The organism is Oscillochloris sp. ZM17-4 (assembly GCF_019599295.1).
Classification (GTDB): Bacteria; Chloroflexota; Chloroflexia; order Chloroflexales; family Chloroflexaceae; genus Oscillochloris.
The window spans coordinates 151,354-164,875 of sequence record NZ_JAIEWN010000007.1; the positions used below are offsets into that span (position 1 = coordinate 151,354).

Here is a 13,522-nt window from a genome sequence, read left to right on the forward strand (position 1 = left end):
TGCTGCTGCGCCCCTACGGTATATAATGCCATGATCAATCATTATTTGGAATTCGGCGACGGCGGGCTGCCCCTGCACCTCGCGCCGGCCAACGGCTTCCCCCCCGAGGCCTACCGGCCCCTCGCCGCCGCCCTCGCCCCCCAGATCCGCACCCTCGGCTACCGCCCGCGCCCGCTCTGGCCCGGCAGCGACCCGGCATCCATCAGCTCCTGGCGCGACCTGACAGACGATATGCTGTCCGATATGGGCCGGCGCGGCGATGGCCCCTTTATCGGCGCCGGCCACTCCCTCGGCGGGATCATGACCCTCTACGCCGCACTGCGCCGCCCCGACCTGTTCCGCGGCCTGGCCCTGATCGACCCGGTGGTGATGCCCCGGCATATGCTGCCCGTCCTCTGGGCCATGCGCCAGATCGGCCAGCACCACCGCTCGCCGATCGCCCAGGGAGCCGCCCGCCGCCGCCACCGCTTCGCCAGCGCCAATGAGGCCCGCGCCCGCTACACCGGCCGCGGTGCCTTCGCCGACCTTGACGCCGCCGCCCTCGATGGCTACCTGGACGGCGGCCTGCGCTCCGACGGCGATGGCGTCACCCTGGCCTGGCCCAGGGAGTGGGAGGCGCGCATCTTCAGCCTGGTGCCGATCGACACCTGGGACGCTCTGGCACGCCTGCGCATCCCGCTCCTGATCATCCGCGGCACCCGCTCCGACCTGCTGACCGACCGCTCGTGGCGGCAGCTCCAGCGGCGCCTGCCCGCCGCTCGCCTCGTCGAGCTTGACGGCGGCCATATGGTGCCCCTGGAGCGGCCCGCCGCCGTGGCCGAGACGATCATCAGCTGGGCCGCCGGCCTCAGCCGTGGGTAACAGGCGCGCGCTACCATGAGCACGAGCGAAACGTCGCTCAGCGCAACAGTGGAGGCGTGAGATGAGAGAGCCAGTACGAGTCGGCCAGAGAGCCAGCATCCGCAAGACGATCACCGAGGCCGACGTGGTGCTCTTCGGATGCGTGACCGGCGACATGAACCCACTACACACCGATGACCTCGCCGCCCGCGACTCGCGCTTCGGCAAGCGCATCGCCCACGGCATGCTCGGGGCCGGCCTGATCTCGGCCGTGCTGGGCATGCAGATGCCCGGCCCCGGCACGATCTATATCAAGCAGACCTTGAACTTCCGCAAGCCGATCTTTATCAACGATACGGTGACGACGACCGTGGAGGTGAAGGAGATCCGCCAGGACAAGCCGATCGCCACCCTGCGCACGACGATCACGAACCAGGATGGCGAGCTTGTGCTGGAGGGTGAGTCGCTGGTGCTGCTGCCGTAGGTATCACTGAGGCACTGAGGCACTGAGGCGCTGAGCTGAAGCTGCTCAGTGCCTCAGTGCCTCAGTGCCTCAGTGATCTAGCAGGTAGTAGCCATCCTCGCCCTCGCGGGCGTACTCGGCCACGTGGTAGCCGGCGGCGAAGGCGGCGGTGGCCAGGTCGCGCACCTGGTGGCGCCAGGCCCATGCCCGCCGGAAGTTCGCGCCGCGCAGGCCGTCGATGTCGGCGGGGATGCGCAGGGCCAGCCGCCCGCCCGCGATCGGCGCCGCCGGCCCCTCCGGGTCGGGGTTGAGCAGAGTCGCGCCGGCCAGGATCGCGGCGACATCAGGCGGGGAGTCAGACCCGGCCAGGCGCGCGGCCACCCGCGCGGAGCCGAGCCACCACTCGACCTGAAAGCGGTCGCTGGGCAGGTCGCCAGCGGGTACCGGCTCGGGGCCATAGATATTCGGCTTGTAGGTGCGGCAGATCGCCCCGAGCTTGCGGATGTTCAGGCGGGCGTTGCGGCTGATCAGCGGGTCGTAGGTCCAGGTCATCAGGTCGATGCCCTGGGCGAGCACGGCCTCGCGCTGGGCCAGCTTGAGCCGCTCGCCGATGCGGGCGTCGCGGTAGCCGGGCAGCACAGCGGCCATGTGCGAGCAGTGCTTGAGCCGGCCGTCGGCGGCGCGGCCGAGGAAGCCGAAGGCGAAGCCGACCATCGGCGCGCCGGGCGCATCGGCGTCGAAGGCGCCCAGCAGCACCCCGCCGTTGGTGTGGGCGGTGAGCAGCATGTGCAGCGGCACCGCCCCGTGCTCCCCCCAAACCACATGCTGAATCTCCTCGCAGGCCATATGCTCGGCGTATCCGGCCACCGGGCGGATCACTATCTTCATCGCGCACCCCTGTCCCATGAATCGCTCGGCCTCTGTGCTGTGCGGGCTGCGCCCGACGAAAGGCCACATAACAATGCGAGGGTGGCGACGCCACCCTCGCACCCCGTCGTTGCCCATCACCCTAGCTGCGGAAGAAGTCAACCACCTGGCTGCGCTCCTCCTCGCTCGGCATCATCTCAATGAAGGTGACACGGTGCCAGGGGTAGATCACCGACTGCACCCCGGCGGCCAGGTAGCTCACCGGCTTGCCGTCGCGCTTACGCATGTTCGTCACTTTGATGTACTGATCGCTCGGCTGCGGGTCCTGGTCGATATCGGCCAGCACCGGGTCCTCGCCGCTCAGATGCAGAATCACCGTCTTCGCCACACCCTTCTCCTTAGGGTACAGGGTACAGCGGACAGGGGACAGGCCGGAGCCCTCGCCTTCATCGCTGTACCCCCTTCATCTAACGCCGCGTCTGCTTTTGCACTCTGTTGGCGCTGCTACGCCCGTACATCTAGCGCAAGCGGCGGATGGCGGCGCAGCATGGGGCGTAGCGGCGCGGCGCTGCTACGCCCGTACATCTAGCGCAAGCGGCGGATGGCGTGCGCGCCCATCTGGCGGTATGCTGTGTCCAGGAGGAACGCGATGACAGAGATAGCGGATATCGCCCTGGACGCGGAGCGCTGCTGGGAGGCGGTGGCGGCGCGGGACGGCGGGAGCGACGGGGCGTTTGTGTACGCGGTGCGCTCGACGGGGATCTACTGCCGGCCATCCTGCCCCTCGCGCCGGCCGCGCCGCGAGCAGGTGGCCTTCTTCGCCCTGCCGGACGCCGCCGAGCTGGCGGGGTTCCGCGCCTGCAAGCGCTGCGCGCCGCGCGAGGCCTGCCCGGCCGACCCGGCGGCGGGCGTGGTCGCGGCGGCCTGCGCGGTGATCGCCGCGCGCCTGGAGCAGCCGCCGAGCCTGGATGATCTGGGGGCGGCGGTGGGCATGAGCCCGCACCACCTGCAGCGAACATTTAAGCGGCTGGTGGGGGTCAGCCCGCGCGCGTACGCCGACGCCCTGCGGCTGGATGCGCTCAAGGGCAGGCTGCGGGCCGGCGAGCGGGTGAGCGAGGCGATCGACGCGGCGGGCTACGGCTCGCCCAGCAGGGTCTACGAGCGGGCCGACGCCCAGCTCGGCATGCCCCCGGCGGTCTACCGGGGAGGAGGCAAGGGGATGCAGATCGGCTTTACGATTGTGGACAGCGCGCTCGGGCGGCTGCTGGTGGCCGCCACGGGCCGCGGGCTCTGCGCGGTGAGCCTGGGCGACGACGACGAGCACCTGGAGTATGAGCTGCGGGCCGAGTACCGGATGGCCGAGATCGTGCGCGACGACGAGATCGGCGCGGCGGTGGGCGTGATCCAGGCATACCTTGATGGCCGGCGGCCCAGCATGGAGCTGCCGCTTGACGTGCAGGCCACAGCCTTCCAGCGCCAGGTCTGGCAGGCGCTGCAGGCCATCCCCTACGGCGAGACGCGCACCTACATGCAGCTCGCCGAGGGGCTGGGCAACCCGAAGGCGGTGCGGGCGGTGGGCCGGGCCTGCGCGACGAACCCGGTATCGCTGGTGGTGCCCTGCCACCGGGCGGTGGGCAGCGACGGCAAGCTGCACGGCTTCCGCTGGGGCCTGGGGCGCAAGCAGGCGCTGCTGGATATGGAACGTAAGGGCGCAGCAGCGGGATAGCCGCGCGCGGCTATCCCGCTGCTGCGCCCCTACAGGTGAAATGTGCCGCCGTCCTGGTAGGTTATGGCGGCCCCGCCGCGATACACGGTCGCCGCGCCAGGCCCGTAGACCCGCCAGGTATTCCGGGCTACGGACTGCTCGGCGACCACAGCGGTATACTCGTCGATGCCGAGCAGGGTGAGCGCGGGGGCCTCGGCGAGCAGGCGCGGGGCCCAGCGGGCGCCGAAGGTGTTGTGGTGGGGCAGGACGCAGACGCCGGGCACGAGGCCGAGGCCGTCGAGCAGCTCGCCCCGGCCGGGGTCGAAGTAGCGCCCGCAGAGCACCATGGCCCCGGCGCTGCTGCCGCCGACGACGGCACCGTCGGCCAGGGCCTCACGGATCGCCGCCCACGCCGGGCTGCCGGCCAGGGAGTCGCCGAGGTGGCGCGGGAATCCGCCCAGCAGGTAGATCAGGCGGGCCGCGCGTAGCTCGGCGACGACGGCCGGGTCGGCGGCGCTGCGGGCGTCGGTCAGCGGCGCGGCGACCACGTCGGCGCAGCCGAGGCGCTGGAACCAGCGCACGCCGCTGGCGCCGGCCCGCTTGTCGTTGTGGTCGGGGGCGGCGGCGGCGGGGATGATCCGCACGGGGGCGGCGGGGCCGCCAGCGAGCTGGATCGCGCGCCGGTCGGCCTGATCCATGCCGCCGCCGAACTCGGCCCCGCCGGCCAAGATGATCGCGCCGGCGCTCACGGGGCCGCCCGGCGCGTGTGCTCGTGCGTATGCGCTGCCTGTGTCATGGTGTTTCCCCTGTCCCCTGTCCGCACTCCCCTGTTCCCTCACCATACCTGTTGTATCATAAAAAGGTGCGCTGCACATGGTTCAGCAACCCTGAGGAGAACTCCATGACGATGACGGAAGGGCCGGGGATGATCGCGCTGCTGGGATCGGGCGAGACCGCCCCGAGCAGCGGCGTCGTGTACGACCGGCTCACCGCGCGGGCCGAGGCGCCGCTCCAGGTGTCGATCCTTGAGACGCCGGCCGGCTTCCAGCCGAACTCGGAGCGGGTGGCCGCCAAGGTGGCCGAGTTCCTGGGCGTGCGGCTGCAGAACCTGCGGCCCGAGATCGCCCTGCTGCCGGCCCGCGCCCGCGATACGGACCACAGCCCCGACGACCCGGCCGCCAGCGAGGCCATGCTCCAGTCCGACCTGATCTTCCTCGGGCCGGGCAGCCCGACCTACGCCGCGCGCCAGCTGGCGGGCACGCTGGCCTGGCACCGGCTCCAGGCCCGCCACCGCCGCGGGGCCGCCGTGGTGACGGCCAGCGCGGCCACGATCGCCGTGGGCGCGCTGGCCCTGCCGGTCTACGAGATCTACAAGGTGGGCGCGGAGCTGCACTGGCAGCCCGGGCTCGACCTGCTGGCCCCCTACGGGCTGTCGATCGTGTTTGTGCCGCACTGGAACAACGCCGAGGGCGGGGCCGAGCTCGACACCAGCCGCTGCTACATGGGCCAGGCCCGCTACGAGCGGCTGCTGGGGATGCTCCCCGCCGGGCAGACGGTGGTCGGCGTGGATGAGCACACCGGGCTGGTGCTGGACCTGGCGGGCGGGCGGGCCGAGGTGATGGGCAAGGGCGGGGTGACGGTGGCGCGCGACGGGGCCAGCCGATACTACCCGCGCAAGGAGCGCTTCGCCCTGGGCGAGCTGGGGCCGTTCAAGCTGATCGACCCGCGCGAGGGGCTGCCGCCCGAGGTCTGGGCGGAGACGGCGAGCCGGCCGCGCGCGGCGCCGGAGCAGCCGGCCGCGCCCGACGAGGTTCTCGCCCTGGTCGAGGAGCGCCAGGGCGCCCGCGCCCGCCGGGACTGGGCCGGCGCCGACCGGCTGCGCGACGCGATCGCCGCCGCCGGCTGGCAGGTGAAGGACACGCCCGCCGGGCCGGTGGTGGAGCCCGCCTGATCCTGGGGCTTCGCCCCATGCGCATCAACGTTAGGGCTGCCGCATCGAGGACTACGCCGGGCTGGCCGCCGCCGAGGGCCGAGCGCGCGCTCACGCTCGACCAGGCGCTGGAGCGGGCCGCCGCGACCTCGCCCTAGCCGGCGAACGCCCGCACATACGCGTGCTGCTCGTCGGTCTCGGGGCTGCGCGGCTGACGCCAGCGCTTCTCGACCCCCTGCCAGTGGCGGGCGATCGTGGCCAGCGCCTCATCGCCCGTCATGCCGTGGCGCACCAGCCAGCAGCCCACCACCGTGCCCGTGCGCCCGATCCCGCCCCAGCAGTGGACGTAGACCGTGTGCCCGCCGGCGATCGCCCCGTCGAGCGCGTCGAGGATGGCGGCCATCGCCGCCGGGGTGGTCGGGATGCTCGCGTCGCGGATGGGCATGCGCCGGTGGAAGGCGGTGACCCCGCGCATCGTCGCGGCGGTGGCCAGGGCGTCGGTGTAGTCGCGCAGCTCGCCCGTCTCCGTCAGGTCGAGGAAGTAGGTCACCCCCACGTCGAGGTGGCGGCCGAGCTTAGCCTGGGCCGACTCGAGGTCGGGGCCGCCGGGGTACTCGCCGGCGATGAGCTGGGGCGAGACGCGGTAGCAGTTGCCGTGCGGGAGCAGGTCGCTCATAGGGCTATACCTCTCGTTTCGCTATCAGATGTCTACGCGCTCGGGCCGATCCGTAAGGGTGCAGCAGCGCCGCGCTGCTGCGCCCTTACTCTTACGCTAGCCGAACCGCCGGTAGATCGCCAGGGTCTCGCGGGCGGCGCGCTCCCACGAGAAGCGCGCCGCCTGGGCCGGGCCGCGCCGGGCCAGGGCCGCGCGGGCGGCGTCATCGGCCCAGAGCGACTCGATCGCCGCCGCCCAGGCCGCCACATCGCGCGGCGGCACCAGCAGCGCCGCGTCGCCGGCCACCTCGGGCAGGCTGCTGGTGTCGGCCACCGCCGCCGCCGCGCCGCAGGCCAGCGCCTCAAGCACCGGCAGCCCGAAGCCCTCGTAGAGCGAGGGGTTGAGGTAGAGCCGGCAGGCGCTGTAGAGCCAGACCAGGTCGTCGGGCGCGGGCCAGCCCAGGAAGTCGATCGTGTCGGCCAGGCGCAGATCGCGGATCAGGTCGAAGACCGGGCCGTCGAGCCAGCCGCGCACGCCGGCGATCGCCAGGCGGTAGCCCGCCTGCGGGCGCCGGTCGATGCAGGCCCGCAGGGCGCGCAGCAGCGTCTCCAGGTTCTTGCGCGGCTCGATCGTGCTCACGAAGAGGGCGAACCCCCCGGCGCGCAGGTCGCGCCCGTTGACCGTGCGCCCCTCGCCGGGGGCCACCTGCGCCGGGCGGAAGTGGGCCGCCGCCGCCTCGTGGACCACATCGACCCGCCCGGGCGGCAGGCCGAGCAGCTCGACGATATCGGCGCGGGTGGACTCAGAGACGGCGATCACCGCCTGGGCGGCGTGGGCCGAGGCGCGCACCTGGCCGTAGTAGCGCCGCGCGTCGGCGTCGAGGATCTCGGGGAAGCGCAGGAAGGCCAGGTCGTGGATCGTCACCACCGCCGGGCAGGGCCGCAGGCGCGGGGCCACGAAGTCGGGGCAGTGCAGCAGGTCGAGCCGGCGGGGCAGCAGCTCGGCGGGCAGGGCCAGCGGCTCGAAGCGGTTGTGCGGCGGCGTGAAGAGCAGCGCCCGCGCGACCCTTCTGTCCGCCACGATCGGCTCGGGCTGGCGGCGGTGCTGGAGGGCGAGCAGCGCATCGTCGCCGGCCAGCGGGGCCATCGCCGCGAGCAGCTGCCGGGTGTACTGGGCGATCCCGCCCGGGCGGTAGGCGTTCAGCCGCGCGTCGATGCCGATTCGCATAGGTAATGTTGAATGTTGAATGCTGAATGTTGAATGTTGAATGAGCGGCATTCAACATTCAACATTCAGCATTCAACATTAATCTCAAGCCCGTCGTAGGCAAACGCAACGCCAGGCGGGAGCGCTGCGCCGGCGCTGGCGTGGTCGAAGGCGTGGGTCATGTGGACGAGGAAGGCCCGCCGCGGGCGCAGGTCGGCGATCACCGCGAGGGCCTCGGACAGCGAGAGGTGCGTCGGGTGCGGCTCGTAGCGCAGCGCGTTCAGCACCAGCACATCCAGGCCGCGCAGCTGCCCCCGGGACTCGGCGGAGATGGCGCTGGCGTCGGTGACGTAGCCCAGCCCGCCGATCCGGTAGCCGGTGATCGGCCAGGTGCCGTGCAGAATGTCCAGCGGCGCGATCTGCGTCGGGCCGATCATGAACGGCCCCTCGACCGCCCGCAGCTCGATGCTGGGCCGGGTCGAGCCGGCGGAGCTCTCGGTGAAGGCGTAGGCGAACCGCTCGCGCACATCGGCGAGGGTGCGCGGGCTGCCGAAGATCGGCACGCAGCCGCCGTCGCCGCAGATCGGCCGCAGATCATCGATCCCGGCGACGTGGTCGAAGTGCGAGTGCGTCAGGATCACCGCATCGATGTGGCGCAGCCCGGCGGACAGCGCCTGGGCCCGAAAGTCGGGGCCGGCGTCGATCAGGATCGTCTGCCCCGCCTCACGGAGCAGGGCCGAGGTCCGCATCCTGCGGTTGCGCGGGTCATCGGATGTGCAGATCGGGCAGTCACAGCCGATCACGGGGACGCCCATCGAGGTGCCGGTGCCGAGAAAGCGTAGCTGCATGGCCTGCCATAGAAATGCGGATGGAAACGCTGCTGGTAGTATAGCACGGCCGGTCTATCGTGATGAAATAACAACACTGTTATTGCTCGCACATCCCTCGTAGTCCCCCTATTACACCGTGTCATACATCACGCCGTGCCACAGATAAACAAACTGTTAGAGAGTTATAATCTGAACCCCCTTGATCCTGCCTCTGCACTCTTCTATACTTTATATTCATGATGTGAAGGTAGGTGTACCATCCACCGCTCTCTCATGCTCGTCAACTCCCTGGCTCGGCAAGCCAGCGCCGTACGCCGAGAGGTACTCGTCGATGCAAGGGGTCATCCGTGAGCTGCGCTCGCAGCTCCGCTATCAGATTATCGGCCCGTTTCTGATCCTCACCGTGATCGTCGCGGTGGCAGGGGCGCTTGCTGTGTTCTATCAGGTCGCCGGCTCCCTCCAGGAGCGATTCAATAGCCAGCTCGCCTCGGTGACGCGCACCGCCAACGACACCCTGCTGCGCCAGGAGGCGGCCAACCTGCAGGTCCTGCGCGAGGTGGCCCTCGCCCAGCCCAACCCATCGACCGGCGCCCCCGGCGTGGCCGAGGCCCTCGCCGACAACGATGTCGCCGGGCTACAGAAGGCGATCGACCCCTACTTCCGCGCCCGCGCCCGCGACCGCAACGACGGCGAGGGCTTCGACCGCCTGATCGCCTTCGATGGGCGCGGCCAGACGGTGAGCGACTTCGAGCTCGCGCCGGACAACAGCGCCAGCAATGACTATATCGTCCACGCGCCGCTCGATATCTCCGAGGCGTGGTTCACCAAGAAGGCGCTCAGCGGCCTGTCCGACGGCCGCGGCGATAAGTACGCCGGCCTCATCCAGTTCGGCGACACGCTCTACTTCGCCTCGATCGCCCCGGTGCGCAGCGGCGAACAGGTTGTCGGCGGCCTGATCGCCGCCATGCGCGTCGACAACCTGCTCGCCCTCCTCAACGCCCGCTCGGTCGCCGCCGGCATCACGCTCTACAACCCCTCGGGCACGGTGCTCGCCTCAACCTTCAGTACCGCCGAGGGCGGCGTCGCCGCGATGGACCTGGAGCTGCTGCGGAGCTTCGACACGCGCACCAACGACCTCAGCCAGTCCCTCTTCAGCACCCAGAAGGTCAGCGGCCGCGAGTACCAGTTCGCCTACACCCCGCTGGTGATCCGCGGCGTCTCTGTGGGCATCCTCGCCCCGGCCCTCGCGCGCGATGTGGTCATCCAGACGGGCAGCGATACGCTGCTGCCGCTGATCATCGTGGTGTTCATGCTGGTCGTCCTCCTGGTCGGCGTCGGCGTGCTTATCGCCAACCGCATCACCGCGCCCCTCGGCGAGCTGGCCCGCACCGCCGAGGCGATCACGGCCGGCGAGCTGCACCGCCGCGCCCACATCCAGTCGCAGAATGAGATCGGCACCCTGGCCCATAGCTTCAATACGATGACCGGCTTCCTGACGAACCTCTACGGCCAGGTGAGCAGCGAGTCGAGCCAGCGCGCCGCGATCGTCGAGAGCATCGCCGATGGGATCGTGGTCTGCGACACCGACGGCCGGATCACGCTGATCAACCAGGCCACCCGCCAGTTCCTCGGCCTCCGCGATGATGAACCGCCGCCGACATGGTTTAGCGATATCCCGCTCCAAGAACTGACCGATGGCGCGCTGGGGTTTGGCTCCCAGCGCGCTCAGGATCTCTTCACCCTCGACCAGCGGATCGTCCGCGTCTCCGCCAACCGCGTGGTCTCCAGCGTCGGCGAGATCATGGGCTCGGTCTGCGTGCTCCAGGATATGACCGCCGAGGTGGCGGTGGACCGGGCGAAGACGAACTTTATCGGCACGATCTCGCACGAGCTGCGCACCCCGCTCACTGTGATCCGTGGCAACTCCGACCTGCTGATGCGCGGCCTGGCCGGCCCGCTCGATGATGAGCAGAAGGTCTTCATCGAGTCGATCCGCCAGCACGCCGGCAACATGACCAGCCTGATCAGCAATGTGATCGTGATCGCCGGCCTCGACTCCGGCTCGCTCTCGACCGACCTGGAGCCGCTCGCCCTGACCCGGCCCGTCGAGGAGGCCGCCTGGCCGCTCCAGAGCATGATCAAGGCCAAGGGCCTCAGCCTGAAGATCGAACTCCCCGAGGACCTGCCAGAGGTGCTTGCCGACTTCGACCAGCTGCGCATGATTATGCACCAGCTGCTCGATAACGCCCGCCGCTACACGAGCCAGGGCGGCATCGTCGTCCGCGCGAATGCGCTCCCCGAGTTCGTTCAAGTTGAGGTCCAGGATACCGGCCGCGGGATCTCGCCCGATATGCAGGAGCAGGTCTTCCAGCGCTTCATCCGCGGCGATGGGGTCAGCGAGGGGATCAACTCATCCGAGCGCGGCATCGGCCTCGGCCTGGCGATCTGTAAGCAGCTCGTCGAGCGCCAGGGCGGCGCGATCTGGATGACCAGCACGCCAGGACAGGGCAGCACGTTCTATTTCACACTGCGTTACGCACATGCTACACCGAGCCCTGAAAAATCTAAGGCCCCCCTGGCCGCAGCTGCCTGAGCGCCGACGGAGCGTCGCGCGCCCGATGACGTTGCTGGTTGCCCTTGTCCTGCTGATCGCGCTCCTGCTGATCAGCTGCGTCGCGCAGCTTGCGCTCTATATCGTCGCGCCCCGCGATAGCCTCTATACCGGCGACCTGGCCGCCAACGGCCGGGCTGACTATGGCTACTGGGCCGATATCCCCATCCCCCCGGCGCTCAACGCCGATGCCGTCCAGGCCGCCCCCCAGGAGCAGACGACGCCCGCCGCCGATGAGACGCCCCTGCCCGAGGAGAGCGCCCCCCTGGTGGTCATCCCCGCCCCCAGCGACGGGCCTGTCGCGGTGGCCATCGTCTCGCCCTCGCCGACGCCCAGCCCCTCGCCGACGGACATACCGCCCTCGCCGACGGACGCCCCGCCCCCGCCCACGGCCACCCGCACCGCCACGGCCACCGACGTTGCACATGCCCTGACAGGGGAGCGGAGCCTTCGGCTCCGCTCCCCTGTCTCGTGTACAATAGTGAAATACCCACCTGCGGCGCAGCCGCTACCCTAAGGAGCCAGCATGTTCCTTGAGCTGACCATCGTCGGCGCGCCGTACGAGCGTGGCCGGCAGTACGGGGCCGCCGTGCCTCACCTGATCGACCACAGCATCGCCAGCTACGCGCGGCTCTTCGCCTACCGGCGCGGCCTGGACTGGGCCGCCAGCCAGGAGGCGGCCATGGCCTACCTGCCCGTGCTGCGCGAGGTCGCCCCCGACCTGCTCGAGGAGATGCGCGGCATCGCCGACGGCGCCGGCCGGCAGCTCGGCGAGATCCTGGCCCTGAACGTGCGCACCGAGCTGATGGCCGGCGTCGGCGGCGGCGTGCTCCACCCCGGCTGGCCGGCGGCCCGCGAGCGCAACCGCGCCGCCGGGGTACACGCGCACCCGGACAGCGGGGCCGCTGCGTCGACCGCCACGCCCGTCGATGATGGCGAGTGTACCACCGCCGCCGCCCAGCCCGCGGCCACCGCCGCCGGCGGGACAGTGCTGGCCCAGACCTGGGACTGGTCGGGCGACCAGCGCGCGGCCTGTATCCTGCTGCGCGTGCGGGCGCCCGGCGAGCCCGAGATCCTGACGATGACCGAGGCGGGCATCGTGGCGAAGATCGGCCTAAACAGCGCCGGGGTGGCGGTCGGCCTAAACCTGCTGCGCTCTGCGGCCGACGGGCGCGAGGTGGGCATGCCCGTCCACGTGCTGCTGCGCAAGATGCTCCAGGCGCGCAGCTTCGCCGAGGCGCGGGCCATGGCCGACATGGCCCCGGCGGCCGGCTCATCCTGCATCACCCTGGCCAGCGCCGACGGGGGCCTGGCCAGCCTGGAGATCACGCCGGCGGGGGTGGCCGAGGTGCCGGCCGAGGGCGGCCTGCTCGCCCACGCCAACCACTGCCTCGACGCGGGCGCGGCGGCCGGCGAGTGCGTGATCGACCCGGCGCTGACCACCACCCGCGAGCGCCAGGGCCGCTCCTGGGATCTGCTCCAGGCCGGCCGCGGCCGCCTGGAGGTCGCCGACTTCCAGGCCATCCTGCGCGACCACGATGGCGACCCGCGCTGCATCTGCCGCCACCCCGACATGCGCCTCTCCCCGGTGGACCGCGGCGAGAGCGTCTGCGGGATCGTGATCGACCTCGGCGCGATGGTGATGCACGTGGCGCCGGACGTGCCCTGCGCGGTGCCGTTCACGCCCGTGGCGCTGTAGGGGCGCAGCAGTACGACGCGCAAAGCGCGTCGTACTGCTGCGCCCCTACACCCGCCGGCCGAACTGGCGCTCCAGCTGGGCCGGGTTCATCAGGATCATCGTCGGGCGGCCGTGGGGGCAGGTGCGCGGGCTGGCGCATGCCTCCAGCTGGCGCAGGAGCTGGCGCATCTCCTCGGGCGAGAGGGCCTGGCCGGCCCGCACCGAGGTGTGGCAGGAGAGCGTGATCAGCATCTCCTCGCGCCGGTCGGCCGGCGTGCTGCCGCCCCGCCCGGCCAGGTGGTCGGCCAGCTCGGCCAGGGCGCGCGGGATCTCGTCGGCGGGCACGGTGGCCGGGGCGGAGCGCACGCGCACGCCCTCGCCCCACTCCTCCAGCGCGAAGCCCAGCTCGGCCAGGGCCTCGGCGCTGCCGAGCAGCAGGGCGCTCGCCGCCGGGGCCAGCGGCACCGCCAGCGGCAGCAGCAGCCCCTGGGACTCCAGCGCCCCGCCGGCCCGCTGGGCCATCAGCCGCTCGTAGGTGATCCGCTCGTGGGCCGCGTGCTGGTCGATCAGGTACATGCCCTCCGGCGCCTCGGCCACGATGTAGGTCAGCCCCACCTGGCCGACGACGCGCAGGGGGGGGAGGGGCGGGGAATGTTGAATGTTGAATGTTGAATGTTGAATGTCGGCCGGGCTTGCCTGCGACTCTTGCGCTTCGCTCCCGTCCCCTGTCCCCTGTC

Annotated in this window: 13 protein-coding genes and 1 pseudogene; 7 read left to right on the plus strand and 7 right to left on the minus strand. The window is 71.0% G+C overall.

The genetic code is table 11. From position 1 onward, the window contains the following. Positions 1-45: 45 nt before the first annotated feature. Both K2Z83_RS08335 and K2Z83_RS08340 read left to right on the plus strand, forming a co-directional pair. The gene (locus K2Z83_RS08335; RefSeq protein ID WP_255603557.1) at positions 46-861 is read left to right on the plus strand and encodes an alpha/beta fold hydrolase; all 816 of its coding nucleotides are present in this window, start codon (positions 46-48) and stop codon (positions 859-861) included. Positions 862-922: 61 nt separating this feature from the next. Continuing rightward, positions 923-1,324 (plus strand): MaoC family dehydratase, encoded by a 402-nt coding sequence (locus K2Z83_RS08340; RefSeq protein ID WP_220594715.1) that lies wholly within the window; start codon positions 923-925, stop codon positions 1,322-1,324. 69 nt (positions 1,325-1,393) lie between these two features. Here the strand turns inward: K2Z83_RS08340 and K2Z83_RS08345 are convergent, their stop codons facing one another. Then, positions 1,394-2,191, minus strand: coding sequence for a hypothetical protein (locus K2Z83_RS08345; RefSeq protein WP_220594716.1), 798 nt, complete (start codon positions 2,189-2,191; stop codon positions 1,394-1,396). A 121-nt stretch (positions 2,192-2,312) separates the two neighbouring features. Beyond that, positions 2,313-2,558 (minus strand): hypothetical protein, encoded by a 246-nt coding sequence (locus K2Z83_RS08350; protein WP_220594717.1) that lies wholly within the window; start codon positions 2,556-2,558, stop codon positions 2,313-2,315. A gap of 261 nt (positions 2,559-2,819) precedes the next feature. On the opposite strand from K2Z83_RS08350, the gene ada reads away from it, so the two are divergent. After that, positions 2,820-3,896, plus strand: coding sequence for a bifunctional DNA-binding transcriptional regulator/O6-methylguanine-DNA methyltransferase Ada (ada, locus tag K2Z83_RS08355; RefSeq protein ID WP_220594718.1), 1,077 nt, complete (start codon positions 2,820-2,822; stop codon positions 3,894-3,896). A 29-nt stretch (positions 3,897-3,925) separates the two neighbouring features. Here ada and K2Z83_RS08360 read toward each other — a convergent pair whose 3' ends face one another. Then, on the minus strand, positions 3,926-4,624 hold the full coding sequence (locus tag K2Z83_RS08360; protein ID WP_220594719.1) for a Type 1 glutamine amidotransferase-like domain-containing protein: 699 nt from the start codon (positions 4,622-4,624) through the stop codon (positions 3,926-3,928). Between the two features lie 152 nt (positions 4,625-4,776). On the opposite strand from K2Z83_RS08360, the gene K2Z83_RS08365 reads away from it, so the two are divergent. Then, positions 4,777-5,826: a hypothetical protein gene (locus tag K2Z83_RS08365; RefSeq protein ID WP_220594720.1), complete on the plus strand. Its 1,050-nt coding sequence runs from the start codon at positions 4,777-4,779 to the stop codon at positions 5,824-5,826. Between the two features lie 133 nt (positions 5,827-5,959). Here K2Z83_RS08365 and K2Z83_RS08370 read toward each other — a convergent pair whose 3' ends face one another. The 3 genes from K2Z83_RS08370 to K2Z83_RS08380 form a co-directional block, all read right to left on the minus strand. Next, the gene (locus tag K2Z83_RS08370; protein WP_255603559.1) at positions 5,960-6,481 is read right to left on the minus strand and encodes a phosphatase; all 522 of its coding nucleotides are present in this window, start codon (positions 6,479-6,481) and stop codon (positions 5,960-5,962) included. 96 nt (positions 6,482-6,577) lie between these two features. After that, positions 6,578-7,738, minus strand: coding sequence for a glycosyltransferase family 1 protein (locus K2Z83_RS08375; RefSeq protein ID WP_255603560.1), 1,161 nt, complete (start codon positions 7,736-7,738; stop codon positions 6,578-6,580). A 14-nt stretch (positions 7,739-7,752) separates the two neighbouring features. Further along, entirely contained in the window at positions 7,753-8,514 is a 762-nt protein-coding gene (locus tag K2Z83_RS08380; protein WP_220594721.1) for an MBL fold metallo-hydrolase, read from the minus strand. Positions 8,515-8,827: 313 nt separating this feature from the next. On the opposite strand from K2Z83_RS08380, the gene K2Z83_RS08385 reads away from it, so the two are divergent. From K2Z83_RS08385 to K2Z83_RS08395, 3 genes are read left to right on the plus strand one after another with little or no spacing between them, the layout of a single operon-like run. Then, on the plus strand, positions 8,828-11,089 hold the full coding sequence (locus K2Z83_RS08385; protein ID WP_220594722.1) for an ATP-binding protein: 2,262 nt from the start codon (positions 8,828-8,830) through the stop codon (positions 11,087-11,089). Positions 11,090-11,114: 25 nt separating this feature from the next. Further along, entirely contained in the window at positions 11,115-11,624 is a 510-nt protein-coding gene (locus K2Z83_RS08390; RefSeq protein WP_220594723.1) for a hypothetical protein, read from the plus strand. A 9-nt stretch (positions 11,625-11,633) separates the two neighbouring features. Beyond that, on the plus strand, positions 11,634-12,806 hold the full coding sequence (locus K2Z83_RS08395; protein WP_220594724.1) for a C45 family peptidase: 1,173 nt from the start codon (positions 11,634-11,636) through the stop codon (positions 12,804-12,806). Between the two features lie 45 nt (positions 12,807-12,851). Here the strand turns inward: K2Z83_RS08395 and K2Z83_RS08400 are convergent. After that, positions 12,852-13,522 (minus strand): annotated as a pseudogene (locus K2Z83_RS08400) (DNA mismatch repair protein MutL); the annotation flags it as partial.

Coding starts and splice junctions, on each gene's coding strand:
- K2Z83_RS08340 (WP_220594715.1), top strand. CDS start 923: ATGAGAGAGCCAGTACGAGTCGGCCAGAGAGCCAGCATCCGCAAGACG.
- K2Z83_RS08345 (WP_220594716.1), bottom strand. CDS start 2,191: ATGAAGATAGTGATCCGCCCGGTGGCCGGATACGCCGAGCATATGGCC.
- ada (WP_220594718.1), top strand. CDS start 2,820: ATGACAGAGATAGCGGATATCGCCCTGGACGCGGAGCGCTGCTGGGAG.
- K2Z83_RS08365 (WP_220594720.1), top strand. CDS start 4,777: ATGACGATGACGGAAGGGCCGGGGATGATCGCGCTGCTGGGATCGGGC.
- K2Z83_RS08370 (WP_255603559.1), bottom strand. CDS start 6,481: ATGAGCGACCTGCTCCCGCACGGCAACTGCTACCGCGTCTCGCCCCAG.
- K2Z83_RS08375 (WP_255603560.1), bottom strand. CDS start 7,738: ATGCCGCTCATTCAACATTCAACATTCAGCATTCAACATTCAACATTA.
- K2Z83_RS08380 (WP_220594721.1), bottom strand. CDS start 8,514: ATGCAGCTACGCTTTCTCGGCACCGGCACCTCGATGGGCGTCCCCGTG.
- K2Z83_RS08385 (WP_220594722.1), top strand. CDS start 8,828: ATGCAAGGGGTCATCCGTGAGCTGCGCTCGCAGCTCCGCTATCAGATT.
- K2Z83_RS08390 (WP_220594723.1), top strand. CDS start 11,115: ATGACGTTGCTGGTTGCCCTTGTCCTGCTGATCGCGCTCCTGCTGATC.
- K2Z83_RS08395 (WP_220594724.1), top strand. CDS start 11,634: ATGTTCCTTGAGCTGACCATCGTCGGCGCGCCGTACGAGCGTGGCCGG.